This is a genomic window from Paenibacillus sp. FSL H3-0329, from assembly GCF_037963285.1.
GTDB lineage: Bacteria > Bacillota > Bacilli > Paenibacillales > Paenibacillaceae > Paenibacillus_AQ > Paenibacillus_AQ odorifer.
Map to the genome: position 1 here is coordinate 372916 of NZ_CP150150.1, position 17309 is coordinate 390224.

A 17309-nucleotide genomic window follows, 5' to 3' on the forward strand; every position below is an offset into this window, starting at 1 on the left:
AGTCATAGATGAAAGTTCGTTGAAACGTAATTTAATCTTTATCGTATCATTGATATAACACCTAAAAGCTAGACTAACAGATAATGATTTTTATCGGAAACGGAGGTACGTTGATTTGGCTGGAATTAATCTGGTAAAAGGTCAAAAGATTGATTTGACTAAAGGTAATGCGGGCTTGTCCAATGTAATTGTGGGCTTAGGCTGGGATCCGATTGAAGCCTCGCGGGGATTCTTTGGAGTCAAGAAACAGGCGAATGTCGACTGTGATGCCTCAGCACTGCTATTAAATGAGGAAGGTAAGCTAACTAAGAAGGGTAACCTGATCTGCTTCCACAACAAGCAAAGTCCTTGCAACTCGGTTATTCATTCCGGAGATAATCTGACGGGTGAAGGCGACGGAGATGACGAGCAAATCATGGTTAATTTGAAAGCCATTCCTGCCGATGTTCACAAGGTTCTGGTTGTCGTTAACATTTACGATGCAGTGAATCGCAAACAGGATTTTGGAATGATCAAATCAGCGTATATTCGGGTAATGAATGCTGCCGGGAATAATGAGTTGATTAAATTTAACTTATCAGACAACTACACAGGTTTTACGGCACTTATTTGTGGAGAGCTTTACCGCCAAGGTGGGGAATGGAAATTCGCTGCAATTGGTGAAGGCAGCCACGCCGCTCATATCAATCAACTTGCAGAACGCTACGTATAATCCAAATATAAGAAAAGAGGTATGTAATCATGGCAATTAATCTATCCAAAGGTCAAAAGATCGATTTAACGAAAACAAACCCAGGTTTATCCAAAATCACAGTAGGTCTTGGTTGGGACACTAATAAATATGACGGCGGAAAAGATTTCGATTTGGACGTATCCGTCTTTTTGACCAATGCTAGTGGTAAAGTTGATAAAGAAACAAACTTTATTTTTTTCAATAACAAGCAAAATGAAAATGCTTCTGTTGTTCATACCGGCGATAACCGTACAGGTGAAGGCGATGGTGATGATGAGCAGGTTCAAGTGGATCTTCAGAACATCCCTGCTGATGTAGACAAAGTAGCTTTTACTATTACAATTTATGATGCTGAAGCAAGAAGTCAAAACTTCGGACAAGTTTCCCGTTCTTATGTACGTATCGTAAACGATCTGAACAATGAAGAGCTGATTCGTTTCGACCTCGGTGAGGATTTCTCTATTGAAACTGGTGTTGTTGTAGGCGAACTGTATCGTAATGGTGCAGAGTGGAAGTTCAATGCCATCGGCAGCGGCTATAAAGACGGCTTGAGCGGTTTGACTCGCGACTACGGCCTGCAATAAATTTCGTTGTATATGCCAAAGATGAACTAAATGAATAATGAAGGAAGGTTTTGTCAGTGACGATCAGTCTCTCTAAAGGACAACGGATTGATCTTACCAAGACTAATCCGGGTTTGACTAAGGTAGTAGTAGGATTGGGCTGGGATACTAATAAGTATAGCGGCGGCCAAGATTTTGACCTTGATGCTTCAGCCTTTCTACTGCATGAAGATGGTAAAGCCAAGGGCTCCGATGATTTTGTATTCTACAATAATCCCTCGGGTGGCGCAGGTTCTTTGACTCATACGGGGGATAACCGTACGGGTGAGGGGGACGGAGATGATGAGCAGATTGTTGTTGACTTCAGCAAAATCCCTGCTCATATTCAGCGCATCGGAATAACGGTAACGATCTATGATTACGAAACTCGGGCACAAAACTTTGGACAAGTCTCCAATGCCTTTGTACGTGTGGTAGATGCTTCTAATGATCGTGAAGTGCTTCGCTTTGATCTGGGTGAAGACTTCTCAACTGAAACAGCTGTTGTATTCTGTGAGTTCTACCGCAATGGTGCGGATTGGAAGTTCCAGGCGATTGGAAGTGGCTTTGCCGGCGGTCTAAGCGCTTTATGCAGAAACTATGGACTGGACGCGCAATAGCATCCAAGTGGGCGGGGTCATTACCGATCCTGCCCTTTTTCTAAATATTTAGAGCAGTACAGACTCCACTTTGTGGGGTTCTTTTTTACAAAATTATGGGTTGGTTTACTCCATTTATAAAGGTGGCGTAAGAATGAGTGTTAACGTAGTCAAAGGGCAAAAAGCTGATCTGACCAAAGGCAATGCTGGACTTCATTCTATAATCGTAGAAATCGGCTGGAATGCTCCGGCTGCTCTGGAGATTGATAGCTCTGCTTTCCTGCTTGGATCAGAGGGTAAGGTAAGTAAAGACGAGGATTTAATATTTTATAATAATCCAGCCACTTCTTATATTAGGTATAAGGATGTGCCAGGATTCAATGACCGCAAGCAATTCGAAGTTCAATTGGATAAGATTCCTTCCGATGTGATGAAGATTGCCTTTACACTTACCATCTATGATGGGGAGAAAAGGGGTCAAAGTTTTGGGCAAGTAAGTCAGGCCTATTTTCGGATTCTGAATCAAGTAACAGGTGCGGAACTGCTCCGATGTGATCTCGACAATCTTTTCTCCGTGGAAACGGCCATTGTGGTAGGGGAATTATATAGATATAACAGTGAATGGAAGTTCAGTGCCATTGCAGCGGGGTTTGCCGGAGGTTTGAAAGAGATATGCAGCAACTTTGGTATTGAAGCGAATGAGGAGCCTGCTCCTGCTGCTCCACAGCCGGAGGTTAAGCCGCAGATTCCACCACAAATCTTCGCAACGCCGCCTGCGCAGCCAGTGAAACGTGAAGAGAGCCCTCCACCCACACCTCCGCCTTCGCCAATAAATCTCAACTTGAAGAAAATCGAGCTGAAGAAAAAAGGCGATTCCATCAATTTGAAAAAATCAGCCAGTGGTGATTTAGGGGAAGTGTTGATTAATCTCAACTGGAACCAGAAACAGGGCGGACTCTTTAGTCGTAAAAATGGCGTAGATCTAGATCTTGCTTGTCTGTATGAACTGAAGAATGGCAGTAAAGGAGTGGTACAAGCGTTAGGCAATGCCTTTGGCTCCTTAAATCAACCTCCTTATGTCATGCTTGATGGGGATGATCGTACAGGCTCCGTAACTACTGGTGAGAATTTGCGTATAAATGGTATCAAAATTTCCGAGATTGAACGCATTCTAGTGTTTTCCTTTATTTATAAAGGGGTAACCAACTGGTCGGAGGCCGATGGGGTTGTCACCATCAAACAAGGCGGAGGACCTGATATCATTGTAAATTTGGACGAGCATAACAACCGAAAAGGGATGTGTGCCATTGCGTTATTCCGGAATGTAAGCAATGAAACATTTAGTGTTGAACGGCTGGTGCAATATTACAGTGGTCATCGTGAGATGGATGAAGCCTATGGATGGGGGCTGCGCTGGGTTGCGGGCAGCAAATAATCGATTTTACCGGAGGCGCAAAGTGTAATGGATTGGTTCGCAGATTTTTTTAGAAATATTAGTGAGAATTACGGGCATTTTTTCTCATGGAGTGATGTAGTAGGCACGCTCTCTGATCCTGTGAGCTGGGGGATTATCGGAAGCTTAATTCTACTAGAAGGTTTGCTCTCTGCAGATAATGCGCTTGTGCTTGCCGTTATGGTTAAGCATCTACCTAAGGAGCAGCAGAAAAAGGCACTTTTCTACGGTATCTTAGGGGCTTATTTGTTCAGATTCCTGGCCATTGGACTAGGGACATTTCTTATTAAGTTTACTTTGGTTAAGGTTCTTGGTGCACTGTATCTCTTTTATATCGCATATAAAGGTTTATTTAAGGGCAGTGGCGAAGAGCATACGGAGAATAAAGGCACTTCTTTTTGGAAGACGGTTCTCCTTGTTGAATTAATGGATATTGCTTTCAGTATTGACAGTGTCATTGCTGCATTTGGACTTAGCGATCAGGTTTGGGTTCTCTTTATGGGTGGTATATTAGGAGTTCTGATGATGCGCGGAGTGGCGCAGGTATTCTTGAAGCTTATTGATAAATTCCCTGAATTGGAACAGGCAGCGTTCCTGCTTATCGCCATTATTGCGGGTAAGATGCTAGCGGGTGCTTTTGGCTTTGAATTGCCGCATGTCGTATTCTTTACAATCCTTATAGCGGTATTCGTGGGTACGATCCTCTACAGTGCTAGACGTAAGAAAAAAGATGCCCACAAAAGTGCATGATTAAAAAAGTAATTGCACCATAGAGAAGTCGGAGCCGATCATGCAAGAATAGAAACGCCTGCTTCTTTCAGGTAATCGTATATGTTATAGCGTAGGCCTTCACTTATATTTGAGAGAGCCAAGATGCCATCCCAAGGGACAGTATTGCCGGTTCTGACACTCTCTATGAGGAGAGGTCTACGCTTGTTTTGCTTGGCTTCGCAAAACTATAAGGGGGAACCGATTTGAGATACTTCGATTACCTGACGAAAGAACAAGAAAACTCTTTGTTTTACACTCCGCCTATCTCATTTGATCATACCACGAACAAGGAACTGCTAGCCTACGCTGTCGGCGCTGCCCTCTATATGCCGGCTACCCGTGCAAGTGTTGCAGAAGACATCATTAAGCTCAAGAATGCAGGTCTGGTGACGGTTATTATAGATCTGGAGGACGCAATCGGAGATGACCAGGTTGACAATGCAGAGGAGTCTATTATCCAGCATCTTATTTATCTAGCTGCTTACGCAGAAAATGAGCTGGATTCGGCAAACAGCCTCCCGCTTCTTTTTATACGAGTACGTAACCCGGACCAACTCCGGCAAATGATTTTCCGCTTGGGATCCTTGGTAACGATGTTAACAGGGTTTGTTTTTCCTAAGTTCTCTGTGGACAATGGAATTCAATATTTTGAAACGTTAGCTGAGTACAACAATACGCGTGGTTATAATGATCCTGTGCTTTACGGGATGCCAATCTTGGAAACTGCACCTATTATTTATCGGGAAAGTCGAGTGGACAGTCTGCTATCTATCCGTGATTTACTCCGTAATTACCGTGAACTTGTCCTAAACGTTAGAATTGGGGCAACGGATTTCTCCAGTCTGTTCGGACTGCGTCGCAGTCCTGATGTTAGTATTTATGATCTTACTCCTATTCGTGACTGTATCTCGGACATTATCAATGTGTTTGGGCGGGTTGAAGAGGGATATGTGATCTCAGGACCCGTCTGGGAGTATTTTGCGAATAAAGGCCATCGAGTTCTCCGGCCGCAGCTACGGCAGACGCCATTTGAGGATACTTACGGCAAAAACGGCCGTGATATGCGGAATAGCTATATTTCGAGCAGTGTAGACGGGCTAATTCGTGAGGTTATTTTAGATAAAGAGAATGGAATTGTAGGCAAGACGATTATCCATCCTTCTCACCTCAGACCTGTTCAGGCGATGTATACGGTTATGCATGAGGAATACGTTGATGCTTTAAGCATTGTAGAAAGTAATGATGGCAGTTTGGGCGTGTTTAAGAGTCAATATTTTAATAAAATGAATGAAATTAAGCCCCATCTCAATTGGGCAAGACGAACTTTACTACGATCTCAAATATACGGGGTGTTACATGAACAACAGCATTTTGTCGGATTATTACCCGAAAACGAATTTACGCACGTATAACATAGTCGAGAACCTGCAAGTGAATGTAACCGAAACCTTTAACCCCTTTCATATGCCTCTGGATTCTTTATTCTCTATGGCGGCGCGAATTAATAAAAAGCGGACTTTTCTGTTTGTCAGTAAGGTGCTTGGCAAGCATATCCCCGTCGATCCGTATACTTCACTTCTAAGCGGAGCAGCGTTGGCGCTGCTGTTATATCAGGAGATGAACGGTGATTCCGTGGACAGTGATCGTATGACAGAGTTATTGGATATGGCGGTTCATGGGCTGATTCATCCTGAATTTGCTAAGGAAGCCTATCAACATTTGCTAGCGGCCCAGCTGGTTTTGCCCAAGCCTGTGGTTTTTATTGGATTCGCAGAAACGGCAACTGCACTGGGTCACAGTGTGTACAACATCTTTGCTGAGCAGGCATCATATATTCATACTACGCGTGAGCATATTCCTGATTTGGAGTCTGTTGTAAGTTTTGTAGAAGAACATTCTCATGCGGTTGATCATCTATGTTATGCCTTGGATACCGAACTATTATCTGGGACAGAGCCTATTATATTGGTAGATGACGAGATTACGACTGGGAAAACCGCGATCAATACGATTCGGGATATTCAGTCAAAGTTCCCGCGGGAGGAATATGTGGTAGTCTCCCTTTTGGACTGGAGAAGCGGCAGCAATCTTCAACACTATAGTGATCTTGAGCAGGAGCTGGGGATTCGCATTAAGTCGTTATGTCTGCTGCAAGGGAATATTGAAGTGATAGGTTCACCAGTATTTAATAAGGATACAGAGCAGCTGGATAGAGAGGCTGCTTTAGAGTGTGAGGTTGTAACCACTTATGCTCCAGATGGAATGGAACGACTGGAGGTATCCTCTATCGATTCATATGGTGAGATTAACACAGCGCCGTATATGAAATATAGTGGACGTTTCGGAATTGTGTCGCAGGATAATCCGGGGCTTGATCAGGGTGTGAAGCGAATAGCTGAACAGCTGCGGCAATTGCGTAGAGGACCGAAAGCCTTGGTAATGGGCGTAGGGGAATTTATGTATCTTCCGATGAGAGTGGCGGCGGAAATGGGGGAAGGGATTGCTTATCAGTCTTCCACTAGAAGTCCAATCCACCCTGAGCGTCGACCGGATTATGGGGTGCATAGTGCTGCTGCCTATCCTTCAGCCGGCGACCCGGAGATCACAAACTTTATCTATAATGTAGCTCCTGATCAATACGATGATATATTTGTGCTGATTGAGCGTGATGTACCGCATGAACGTATGAAACCTATGCTTGATATACTGAAGAAACTGGCCCGCCATAAAGTGCATCTTATTGTACTGACCTCGGAAAGAAGAAGTGGAGGCCCTACCAATGAAGGGAACAGTAACTGAAGAAATTCTAAACAGAAGTATAGCCGAACCGGTTCCGCTAGGCAGCTATTCTCCATCAGATGTTATATTTTTGCTTAAGGATCTGAGTGATGTTTCACTGGAGCGGGCGACTGACGAAAGAGAGGCCGCCATTCAATCAGGTGTACATTACTCTGAGATGCTGCCCGTGGAATATCAGCCTACTGAGCAGTATATTGAGTTATTTCACGAGACGCTGGAGCAATCTGCGGAGAAGGTCGCTCTAGCAGTAGCGGTAGTCTCTGAGATGATTGTCGCTCAACGGGGACTTGATACGGTGTTAGTCTCTTTGGCAAGAGCGGGAACACCAATTGGTGTACTGATTAAGCGTTATATCCAAGAGCGATATGATGCTGATTTGCCGCATTATAGTATCTCTATCATTCGGGGCAAGGGGATTGATGAGAACGCAATCCTCTATATTCTGCAAAAGCACGGGCTTGACGCTGATTTGCAGTTTGTCGATGGATGGACGGGGAAAGGAGCTATTCGCCAGGTATTGATTGAAGCGTGCAACAGCCTGTATGAGAAATATGGCATTCGGCTAAATGATGACCTGGCCGTATTGGCTGATCCCGGGAATTGTTCAGGCACGTTCGGTACTAGAGAGGATTATCTTATTCCTAGTGCATGCCTCAATTCTACGGTGTCAGGGCTGATGAGCCGGACAGTGCTGCGCGATGATTTAATCGGTCCGGAAGAATTCCATGGGGCTAAATTCTACAAGGAATGGCTCGATACGGATGTATCTAATGTATTCATTGCGGCGATCTGCCCGTATTTCTCCTCCGTTGCGGAAGAAGCACAAGGGATTGCTGAACAGATGCAGCAATCCCCGCCAGAAATTACATGGCAGGGGCTGCGTGATATTCAGAGTATTCAAGAAGTGTTCGGCATAGATAACATCAATTTGGTCAAGCCCGGAGTCGGAGAAACAACCCGAGTGCTGCTGCGCAGAGTACCGTGGAAGATTCTTGTCGATACTATGGATAATCCAAATCTCCGTCATATTATTCTCTTAGCAGAGGATAGGGGGGTTCCAGTAGAAGTATTCCCTGGACTCACCTATTCCTGTTGCGGGATTATTAAACCGCTGAGAGGTGAGACGGAATGATCTATGCCAGTGATTTGGACCGAACGTTAATCTATTCCCTAAATGCAATCGGTGTCCCGGAGAATACTCCGGGCCTGGTTCCTGCGGAGGTTGTGGATGGCAAGACGGTTTCATACATTTCCCAAAAAGCATTGGCTGATCTGATGGAGCTTACTTCCCGTATTATCTTTATGCCCGTTACAACACGTACAATCGCGCAGTATAAGCGTATTAATCTGTTTCAAGACACGATTATTCCAGACTACGCGATTACTAGTAATGGCGGGAATATTCTGATTGGTGGCGAAGTGGATAAGAGCTGGAGAGCTTCTGTGGGCAGGCTTGTTCAAAATGAATCGGCTGCGGCAGAAGAAGTTAGAATGCACGTTAGGTCTGTAGTGCACGAGGAATGGATCATTAGTGAGCGGTATTGTGATGATTTATTCTATACCTTTGTGGTAGTGCGTGATTTATTACCTATGGATGAGATTACGAATCTGGCAGAGCGATTATACGATTTGGGCTGGCGGGTATCCTTACAAGGGCGCAAGCTATATGTCGTTCCTGCCGCTGTAAATAAAAGTGATGCGATTGTTTATGTACGCCGGACGGTTCGGTCAGAACCGATGGTAGCATCGGGAGATTCCTTGTTGGATAAGAGTTTACTAGAAAGTGCGGACTATGCGATTGCTCCTTGTCATGGAGAAATATTTGCAGAGCAGCAGAGTGGTCTTGTAAAATCAAGGTATCCCTTTACGAAGCAAGCGGGTGTTTTTGCTGGTGATGAAATTCTACAGTATGTAAACATGATCTATAATAACTTAACCGTATTGGGAGTTGGGCCACTATGAAAAAGGTAAACATTTATTTCAATCGCTGGTTTTCCGTCGCTTACCATTATATGAATCTCATCCGCAATAATGAGGATGGCGTTCCTGTACAAATCTTCGCCACGCACCCAGATATTCACCATATGTCACTTCAAGGGGCTGATGTTGCTGGGACTGAACCGGCACTGACTGGAATAGAATATGTTCAATTTTGTGTGGATTTCTGTCGCCGCAATGAGATCGATATCTTTATTCCACGGTTACATATGCTGGATATAGCTTTGCATGCTGCTATGTTTGATGCGATTGGTACCAAGGTTCTGGTCTGTAGAGATTTGGACTTGTTGGAGACCATCATGGATAAGGGTAAGTTCTACGAAAGTGTTAAGGAAACCGGGATTATGACAATTCCTGATTATCATGTGGTCAGTACAGCAGAGCAGTTCAAAGAGGCTTATCATGATCTTGTAGCCAAAGGGCATCGCGTATGCTTTAAACCTACGGAGACAGAGGGGGGCCTCGGCTTCCGTATCATTGATAACACACGTAGTCCTCTGCAGGAGCTGTTTGGTCATGTAACACCGCTGATATCCTTCGAAGAGGCTTATCGTATTCTGGGAAGTGAAGCTACATTCCCTGAACTTATGGTGATGGAATTGCTGGAAGGTTATGAATACAGTATAGATTGCTTGTCAGATGAGAACGGCAGACTGTTAGCGGCTGTGCCCCGTCGTAAAGCTGGCGGCCGTCTGCGGCTGATGGAGCATATTCCGGAGCTGGAGGAGATCGCTTCTCGGGTAGCAGAGGTATATAAAATACCTTTCAATTTCAATATTCAAATGAAGTATAGTGGTGGAATTCCTAAACTGCTGGAGATTAACCCCCGGATGTCTGGAGGTCTTCATATTTCTTGTCTGTCTGGAATTAACTTTCCATACCTGGCTGTCAAAAGTGCACTCGGCGGAGAGGTACAGCCTGCGGAGTTCGGCGATAATGTGCTTGCCAGCCATGTAGAGCAGCCGCTAATTATGAAAATAAACGGCGAATCCGTAATTTCGGATCCCGTGAATTGAGCGTTCGCAATCTCGCTCACAAGAGGTGAGAAAAATTAAATTTAAATCGAAAATATTGCTGTATGCCGGTATTGGCTATGTTGTCGCTGTATTAACGAGCTCTTTTCTGCCTGAGTTACTCTCCTTGCTGTTGCCTGTAGCAGGTGCTGCTGTAGGGGTTCTTGCAACGAGAAGTCCGAGAACCAACCTTCCGGCTGAGGTGCTGCCAGCAGGTCCAGAGACGGTACCTATTGCTCCAGCTCCCTCTGCAAATGCTCCGCAATTAAATAGTGCGGCAAATAATGCTGCACCATTTAATCCGGGCAATAGTGGTAGAACTGAGGCCGAACCGACGAAGATTGGACCGGAATTTGCTCCGGTAGTTGAGTATCTTAGCATTCTGGAAGATATGATTATCTCCGAAGGGCAGAAGGATACACTGGACAATGAAATTGTCGAGAAATCACTGGCGCTTTTTGCGAGACTTCAACGTGTAATTCCGCTGCTGCAGGAGCTCAATAATGGCGATATTAATCACACGGTCCGCAGATTGATTCTGAAGGATTTGAATGGTGTGATTAACCCATTTTTGCGCCTAAGTGGTGAAGCAAAGACGAAGAATCGGAGAACGCTGCTGAACGGTCTAAGAGATGTTGATTCCAAAATATCGGATATTGCTTCGACGATCGAACATAAAGACCTGATGGAACTTCAGACGAAGGCGGAACTGATTCATCAGCGGTATAGCAGTTCCGAATTATAGGAGGGAAACCCATGTCCACGCAGTTGATCCAATTAAAAAAAGAAGATGAACAAAAGGTAGTCGAAGAAGCGGCACAATTGATCGAGAAGGTATCCCAAACAGATACAGTCACGTTGGATTCTTTAATGGATGATATCGGGAAGCTTGGGGTGAAGACGCAGGAGAAAGCAGGCCAAACCCTCAAACTTCTGGATCGTCCGGTAAATGACCTGATGTCCGGTAAGCGTGTTGAAGTGCCTAACATGATTATGAAGCTGCGGAATGAGTGTGAAAATCTGCAACAGAGTAAGAATGTTAGCTTTTTCGGCAAAATGCTGCGGAAGAGTCCGATGAAGAACTATGTGTACAAATATCAGTCTGTCCGCACGAATATTGATGCGATTGTTACCGGTCTACGCGACGGCAGGGATACCCTCGAAGAGAGTATTGTAAATATGCGCCAGCTGAAACGTACCTCTATGGAGGAGATCTATAACCTGCAGACCAAAATTGCCTTCGGCAATAAGCTAAAAGAGCTGTTCGAGGTGGAGATTGCGAAGCCTGAGAATGAGTTCCGTAAAGCTTATCTGGAGCGTGGTCTACGTAAAGTGATGGTTCGTATTCAGTCCATGACAGAGATGATTCTATTGTACAATCAAGCGATCGCTGCTACAGATATCATCAATGACAATAATGATAAACTGATCGATTCCGTGAATAATGCGATTGATAAGACCTCTAATCTGATCACAGTGTCGGCAATGATTGCGATGTCGCTGGCCGATCAGGAGAATGTTATCAATGCTGTAGAAGCAACAAATAAGACGATTGAAGATCAGTTTAAAGAAAATGCACGCTTGCTGCGTACGACTACAGAAAAAACGACCGAGCTTCTATCCAAACCTTCCATGTCTATGGAAGCCGTGAATCAAGCGATCGGCGATCTGCTTAGCGCATTAGACACTTCGGAACAGTCAAACCGTCGTATTATCGAGAGCTGCCAGGATTATACATCCAAAATGACGACGATCAATACCCAATTGGGCAATCGTCTAGGTCTCAATGAAGCGGACAAGCCTGAGGCGCTGAAACAAGGTGTAGCAGAGAGCCAACTGAGCAGTTTCTTGAACTAATTAGTTAAAAAAAGACCGTAAAAATATAGCAGAGCAGTGAGCCTTCGTTTCTGGGGGCTCGCTGCTCTGCTTTTTTTGGTCTAATCAAATGAAGTTTGCTGTAGCCAAACATAAAGCCCTATCCACATACATAAGTTGTCACAAGACTACATGTGGAGGAAGTGGGGATAGGCTATGGTTTTAGGCTGTTTGATACTCGTGCTTATCATCGTCGCCAGCAGTGAAAAAGCAGAAGCCATTGCTAAAATGAATGAAGACAATTAGCAAGAGGTAGCTTCGCTTCCCCGTAAGTATTCAGGGATTTTTTGGCGTGAATTGGTTCAAGTAATTTCCAGCGGGTTATTGGGTATAATAACGCAAGGCTGTACGATTAGCCCATAATCAGCTGGAAATACCAAAATCCCTAAGGAGGTCACATGGAGAACGAGGCGCTGCTTCAGGTTGAACATTTAGCACTTAAGAAACAGAAGATATTCCGGCAAAGCGTAATGCGCTATATTGCCAGAGCCATGCTGGCCAGTATGTTTATCGGATTCGGTGTAATTGTAGCCTTTAAGACAGGCAACTATTTCTTTATGGAGCAATCCCCCTTTGCATATCCAATGGCTGCGATAACTTTCGGAGCGGCTATTATTATAATTTCTTTTGGTGGTGGGGATTTATTCACCGGAGATACTTTTTATTACACATACACGGCACTAAGACGGAAAATGAAATTGTCTGAGGTTGTCCGCATGTGGATCATGAGTTATATCGGTAATATTCTTGGAGCTGCCGTTTTTGCCTTGCTGATTTTTTTGACAGGACTGTTCTATAGCTCAGATGTAAACGGATTTTTGTTATATGTAGTGGAGCATAAGATGGAAGCCCCGGCAGGTCAGCTTTTCTTTCGGGCCATTCTTTGTAACTGGCTCGTTTGTATGGCTTTTTTTATACCCATGAATATGAAAGGCGATGGGGCCAAAATGTTCGCAATGGTCTTATTCGTATTCTGTTTTTTCATCTCCGGCTATGAGCATAGTATTGCCAATATGTGTACCTTTGCGATTGCGCTTGTACTTGATCATCCCGGAACGGTATCGTGGTATGGAGTGTTCCATAACCTTGTCCCCGTTACGATCGGTAATTTAATTGGCGGTGGCGTACTGATGGGGGTAATGTATTATTATGTGAATAAACCTTTTTTGGATGACACTAAGCATTAACAGAAAAACAGAAAATAATAATCCTCCAAAACTTCGCTCTTTTACAGGGGTGGAGTTTTTTTGTGCAGAAAGTTATTTTTTAACATTGGGATTATTTGATTTTTAAGGATTGAAAAGGATTAGAGGGAGAGAGGTAGAATACATAATTATGCAATGCAAAATTGAAGATTCATACAGAATGGGGTAAGGGCTTTGGATGAGACAACAGGGATACTGACGGATGAGACCATTATTAAGGCTTCCAATCAGCATTGTATAGACCAAGGAATTGATTCTGAGCAACCGCCTGTCTTTGCAAAGGGATATTCTGCTGATGAATTGGGAGCGCAGCTTAGCGTATATAGTGAAGTGATTGAGGTTATCGAATTTTTTGTCAAAAAATTTCTGTCCTCAGTAAAGGGGAACCCGATCCTAATTACGATTTCGGATGATGCAGGTTATCTATTGGCGTTCCAGGGAGATGCGACGATTATTGATCTCGTAGGACAGGTAGGCATCAAAGAAGGCGTGCAGATGAACAAAGAGGTGGGTACCAATTCAATCGCTTTAGCCCTTGAATATCAGAGGCCATTCCAGCTGACAGGACGAGACCATTTCCATCATATTTTGCATCATTTAGTATGCTGTACGGCTCCATTTTATAAAGAAAATGGGCAGGAAATCTTAGGTACAATTTCATTTATGGCAGATATAGATGTAGCCCATCCCCATTTGCTGCCTCTGCTCTGTACGATGGCTGACTCGATTGAACGTGAGATTTTGTTGCGGAGAGGAAATTCTCAGCTGCAATTATTAAATCGGATTTTGCTAGAGACCAATTACTTAGGGGTAATCATAACAGATCAATTCGGAACAGTCGTGAATATAAATGAGAACGGTTTAGCCATGCTTCATTTGGGTGGTGAGCATCAAGAGTCTGTTGTTGGAACTAGTGTCTTTGAAATTAGGAATGTGGGCGCATACTTTCAACATGTCATCATACATCATGTCGCATGTGCCGGGTTAGAAGTGATTCAGGAGAAAAACGGGTTGTTCGAGCATTATATGTTAGATGTACTACCCGTTTACGATGCGAATGGTTACTTAGCGCGTGTGATTGGAAGTTTGCGCAACATCACGGAGATGAAAAGAACGGAAGAAGTGCTGCGCAATACAGAAAAGCTAGTGGTCGCAGGACAACTGGCCATGAGCATTGCACATGAGATCCGCAATCCCCTGACTACGGTGAAAGGGATGCTTCAACTGGCTAATAAAGATTCACGTCTGCTGCATTATGATCTCATTATGTCAGAAGTGGAAAGAATGAATCTCATTGTGAGCGAGTTTCTTATTCTGGGTAAGCCGCAGGCTGCGCATTATATGACTGAACAATGTAGTACGATCCTTCTGGAAGTATTGAATATCTTCGCGATTCAGGTGGAGATGAATAATATAGCGTTGAATACAAAGATCCATTATGATGCTGAGATCGAATGTGACCGCAATCAGATTAAGCAGATTTTCCTGAATATCCTAAGAAATTCAATGGAAGCTTTGCCTTTTGGCGGGAGCATTACAGTAACTCTTGATGTGAAGGATGAATTCCAGGTGATTACCTTTACCGATAATGGAGAGGGTATGAACAAGGAAGTTCTGGAGAAATTAGGGGAGCCCTTTCACACGACCAGAGGCGATGGGAATGGACTTGGCTTCATGATTGTCAAAAAAATCGTGACTGCCCACAGAGGATATGTGGCAATAGCTAGTGAAAAGGGAGTGGGCACAGCCGTTACAATTTATCTTCCAATGGCACATTCATACCACAAATGAAACAGCAATAATTCATAATTAAAAAGACTCTTCCGCCCGGTATAGGCGAAAGAGTCTTTTTGTATATCCATTTGCATCTAAGTGTGAGGAATCACCACTTTGAGCCACCCGATGAATTTCCACCGGATTTGCCGCCGCCACCGCCCCAAGAAGAACCGCCGGAGGATTTGCCGCCACTGCCGCCTCCGCCCCAGGAAGAGCCGCCGGAGGAACGTCCCCCACCGAATCCGCCTGAAGAAGGAGGACCAGAGGACATTCGTTTACGGGCTTGTGCACGCCGCTGTTGCTCTCTCATCATGGCTAGCTGGGCCAGCCGTTCTTCCTCTTCCTTTTGGCGAATGATTCGGTTCGCTTCATTCACAAAGGAAGTGATGTGAGCGTCATAAGCGCGGCCAATCGATTCCAGTTCCTCTAGGTTGTAAGGCCGGGATGACAGCCGTTGCTCCAACTGGCTATATTCCGGCAATAAGGACAACTCAAAGCGGATTCTGGAAGACAAGCCTCTGCTGTGCAGCATTCGCTGGGTCGTCTCTACCCGGCTTTGTCCTTCGGAGAAGAGACGTTGTACTTTATCAAGTCTTTCATTTAATACATTTAGACTTTCAGAGACACCGTCATATTGCCGGCCAGCTTCATCCTGCAATGACAGCAAGCGCTCCAGCGCATCGTGGGCCTTGTCATATTCGCCCCGTTCATCACTGGTCCAGTTCTCAATTTGCGCCACTTCACCTGCGCCTTCCCGAAGACGTGTGCTCCACTCCGTCAGAATATTCTCTATAGTAGCTACATGCTGTTCTTCGAAATGTACACGTGCTTCTGTAATTCGTGCCTGCAGCTCGTCTCGCCGCTGTTTCAAATGGCTCCATGTGGTGCGGAATGTCTCTAGATCTCTACGGTTATTCTGCCGCAGCAGTGCTTGTTGCTCTGTCATAGCAATAGCTTCATCCAGAAGAAGGTCTAGACTGGCGCCGATTCTGCGCACCTCATCCATATCTCCTATACGCAGTGGCGCTTCAAGAGTCAACGATTCTGCGCGGGCCTGCTCCAGGTGATCATATGGCTTAACCTTCATATTGTGCAGTGAATTCTGTTCAATGATCCCGGTGATTTTGGCACGTGCCGCAGCTAATACCGTAGGGAATTTGTTTAGCTTATCATCATAGAGATCAACATCCTTCAGATCCTGTTCGATCTTTTCCTGACGTTCCTGTGCATCCTCGGTAACCTCTTGTGCAGCAATGGGATCAAAAAGCTCTAATTGGTCTGCCTTAGCTGTCTCCTCCGCAAGCTCCTTAAGTTCTTCTACAATTTCTTGAAGTTCATATCCGGTTTCTTTAACTGCACCTTGCAGTTGCTCTTCAAGCTCCGGCGTATCCTCTTTCAGCTCTGTAATACGCTGTTTGACATTGCGGTCAGCTTCGCTGATGACAGCAATGTGTTTCTCTTCCTCTTCAAGCGCTGCGCGGAAGGAAGCTTCGGTCAGCTGTAATTGTTTCACAGCTGTCTTGAGGGCAGCCAAGCGATAAAATGCCGGCTGAACGCCTTGACCTTCGCTTTGTAGTGCAGAGATTTCAACGAGCTTGGCAGACAGCCGCTTAGAAATACCCTCGACTAGCTCTCCCGTCTTGCCTTGAACGATCCCTTGAAAAGGATTTAGCGATTCCAGTGCCCGATTTGCCTGGACCATTAAATTAGATAACTGTTTCTGTTGCTCGCTAAGCTGCTTGCGACGACGCAGGCCCGTAACCACTACAAAGAGTACAAGGAGGATTAGAAGGGCTCCGATAAGAATCGCTGCAATCATAAACATGGAGCTGCTGGAGCGGTTTACACCATTCCCGGCGCCGACTGCGCTCCCGCTTCCTGCGGTTCCTCCAGTATTGCCGGCACGATCTCCAATAGAATGGATGGCATTAATCAAAGTCTTTGTCCCGCCAGCGAAGTCCCCTTTTTTGGCATAAGGAATGAAATAAGTGTCGAGCAGTTTTTGGATGGCTGAACTTCCCGAGGACCCTCCCTGATTCTTAGACCAAGTATTTAACGAGCTTTGAAAGTCTGGATTTAAGAAATTTAGCTCAATGGACTGGTCACCAGCGGAGATCAGCAGTAGAAGATCCCGCGTGGACAGTTTCCACGAGTCGTAAACCTTGTCTGCATACTTATCAGCTGGAGTACCGTCTGTGGAATCTACAGTGAGTACGTGGATGGTCAGGAGTTCTCCAGTAGCGGTAGCAGAAATAGACGCGGCTTCTGCGGAACTGAACATTTCAGCGTTATCGGTAACGAATCCCTGCTGTGCAGGAATTCCAGCGGCATATGCACCGGGTATCCATAACAGGCTGAGCATTAAGAATAAAGCTATATACTTTTTCAAGCTGACACGCTCCGATCTGAAGGGCTTTTTATTCTATATATTATGCTGATAATTATACTATATCATTAACCATCAGGTGACCTGGAGATACTCCTA

15 protein-coding genes are annotated in these 17309 nt (G+C 44.8%); 14 read left to right on the top strand and 1 reads right to left on the bottom strand.

Annotated features, from left to right (window positions below; genetic code table 11):
• The first annotated feature begins 115 nt into the window (after positions 1-115).
• The 14 genes from NSQ66_RS01670 to NSQ66_RS01735 all read left to right on the top strand — a co-directional run bounded on the left by NSQ66_RS01670 (position 116) and on the right by NSQ66_RS01735 (position 14839).
• Positions 116-712 (top strand): TerD family protein, encoded by a 597-nt coding sequence (locus tag NSQ66_RS01670; protein WP_036687418.1) that lies wholly within the window; start codon positions 116-118, stop codon positions 710-712.
• Positions 713-741: 29 nt separating this feature from the next.
• Positions 742-1317 carry a TerD family protein gene (locus NSQ66_RS01675; protein WP_036687420.1) on the top strand — a complete coding sequence of 192 codons (576 nt, stop codon included), beginning with the start codon at positions 742-744 and terminating at the stop codon, positions 1315-1317.
• 56 nt (positions 1318-1373) lie between these two features.
• On the top strand, positions 1374-1955 hold the full coding sequence (locus NSQ66_RS01680) for a TerD family protein (protein ID WP_036687422.1): 582 nt from the start codon (positions 1374-1376) through the stop codon (positions 1953-1955).
• Positions 1956-2088: 133 nt separating this feature from the next.
• Complete coding sequence (locus NSQ66_RS01685; RefSeq protein ID WP_038568304.1) at positions 2089-3369, top strand: TerD family protein; 1281 nt, start codon at positions 2089-2091, stop codon at positions 3367-3369.
• 27 nt (positions 3370-3396) lie between these two features.
• Positions 3397-4137, top strand: a complete 741-nt coding sequence (locus tag NSQ66_RS01690) for a TerC family protein (protein ID WP_036687425.1) — start codon at positions 3397-3399, stop codon at positions 4135-4137.
• A gap of 224 nt (positions 4138-4361) precedes the next feature.
• Positions 4362-5570: an HpcH/HpaI aldolase/citrate lyase family protein gene (locus NSQ66_RS01695; RefSeq protein ID WP_235219550.1), complete on the top strand. Its 1209-nt coding sequence runs from the start codon at positions 4362-4364 to the stop codon at positions 5568-5570.
• 76 nt (positions 5571-5646) lie between these two features.
• A complete protein-coding gene (locus NSQ66_RS01700) occupies positions 5647-6957 on the top strand; it encodes a phosphoribosyltransferase family protein (RefSeq protein ID WP_038574026.1) in 1311 nt (436 codons plus the stop codon).
• Positions 6938-8089: a cysteine protease StiP family protein gene (locus NSQ66_RS01705; RefSeq protein WP_038568308.1), complete on the top strand. Its 1152-nt coding sequence runs from the start codon at positions 6938-6940 to the stop codon at positions 8087-8089. The genes NSQ66_RS01700 and NSQ66_RS01705 overlap by 20 nt, the downstream gene beginning before the upstream one ends.
• The gene (locus tag NSQ66_RS01710; protein ID WP_038568311.1) at positions 8086-8919 is read left to right on the top strand and encodes an HAD family hydrolase; all 834 of its coding nucleotides are present in this window, start codon (positions 8086-8088) and stop codon (positions 8917-8919) included. Before NSQ66_RS01705 ends, NSQ66_RS01710 begins: the two co-directional genes overlap by 4 nt.
• Positions 8916-9971 (top strand): ATP-grasp domain-containing protein, encoded by a 1056-nt coding sequence (locus tag NSQ66_RS01715; protein WP_036687430.1) that lies wholly within the window; start codon positions 8916-8918, stop codon positions 9969-9971. Before NSQ66_RS01710 ends, NSQ66_RS01715 begins: the two co-directional genes overlap by 4 nt.
• 34 nt (positions 9972-10005) lie before the next feature.
• Positions 10006-10713 (top strand): hypothetical protein, encoded by a 708-nt coding sequence (locus NSQ66_RS01720; protein ID WP_036687454.1) that lies wholly within the window; start codon positions 10006-10008, stop codon positions 10711-10713.
• 11 nt (positions 10714-10724) lie between these two features.
• Positions 10725-11825, top strand: coding sequence for a toxic anion resistance protein (locus NSQ66_RS01725; RefSeq protein WP_038568314.1), 1101 nt, complete (start codon positions 10725-10727; stop codon positions 11823-11825).
• A 416-nt stretch (positions 11826-12241) separates the two neighbouring features.
• Positions 12242-13030, top strand: a complete 789-nt coding sequence (locus tag NSQ66_RS01730; protein ID WP_339279517.1) for a formate/nitrite transporter family protein — start codon at positions 12242-12244, stop codon at positions 13028-13030.
• A 192-nt stretch (positions 13031-13222) separates the two neighbouring features.
• Positions 13223-14839, top strand: coding sequence for an ATP-binding protein (locus NSQ66_RS01735; protein ID WP_076141400.1), 1617 nt, complete (start codon positions 13223-13225; stop codon positions 14837-14839).
• A gap of 91 nt (positions 14840-14930) precedes the next feature.
• Here NSQ66_RS01735 and NSQ66_RS01740 read toward each other — a convergent pair whose 3' ends face one another.
• Positions 14931-17213, bottom strand: a complete 2283-nt coding sequence (locus NSQ66_RS01740; RefSeq protein ID WP_076101188.1) for a TPM domain-containing protein — start codon at positions 17211-17213, stop codon at positions 14931-14933.
• Between the last annotated feature and the right edge of the window lie 96 nt (positions 17214-17309).

Excerpts from the sequence above, each read along its gene's own strand:
- NSQ66_RS01675 (WP_036687420.1), top strand. The coding sequence starts at position 742 with ATGGCAATTAATCTATCCAAAGGTCAAAAGATCGATTTAACGAAAACA.
- NSQ66_RS01685 (WP_038568304.1), top strand. The coding sequence starts at position 2,089 with ATGAGTGTTAACGTAGTCAAAGGGCAAAAAGCTGATCTGACCAAAGGC.
- NSQ66_RS01690 (WP_036687425.1), top strand. The coding sequence starts at position 3,397 with ATGGATTGGTTCGCAGATTTTTTTAGAAATATTAGTGAGAATTACGGG.
- NSQ66_RS01700 (WP_038574026.1), top strand. The coding sequence starts at position 5,647 with ATGGCGGCGCGAATTAATAAAAAGCGGACTTTTCTGTTTGTCAGTAAG.
- NSQ66_RS01705 (WP_038568308.1), top strand. The coding sequence starts at position 6,938 with ATGAAGGGAACAGTAACTGAAGAAATTCTAAACAGAAGTATAGCCGAA.
- NSQ66_RS01710 (WP_038568311.1), top strand. The coding sequence starts at position 8,086 with ATGATCTATGCCAGTGATTTGGACCGAACGTTAATCTATTCCCTAAAT.
- NSQ66_RS01715 (WP_036687430.1), top strand. The coding sequence starts at position 8,916 with ATGAAAAAGGTAAACATTTATTTCAATCGCTGGTTTTCCGTCGCTTAC.
- NSQ66_RS01725 (WP_038568314.1), top strand. The coding sequence starts at position 10,725 with ATGTCCACGCAGTTGATCCAATTAAAAAAAGAAGATGAACAAAAGGTA.
- NSQ66_RS01730 (WP_339279517.1), top strand. The coding sequence starts at position 12,242 with ATGGAGAACGAGGCGCTGCTTCAGGTTGAACATTTAGCACTTAAGAAA.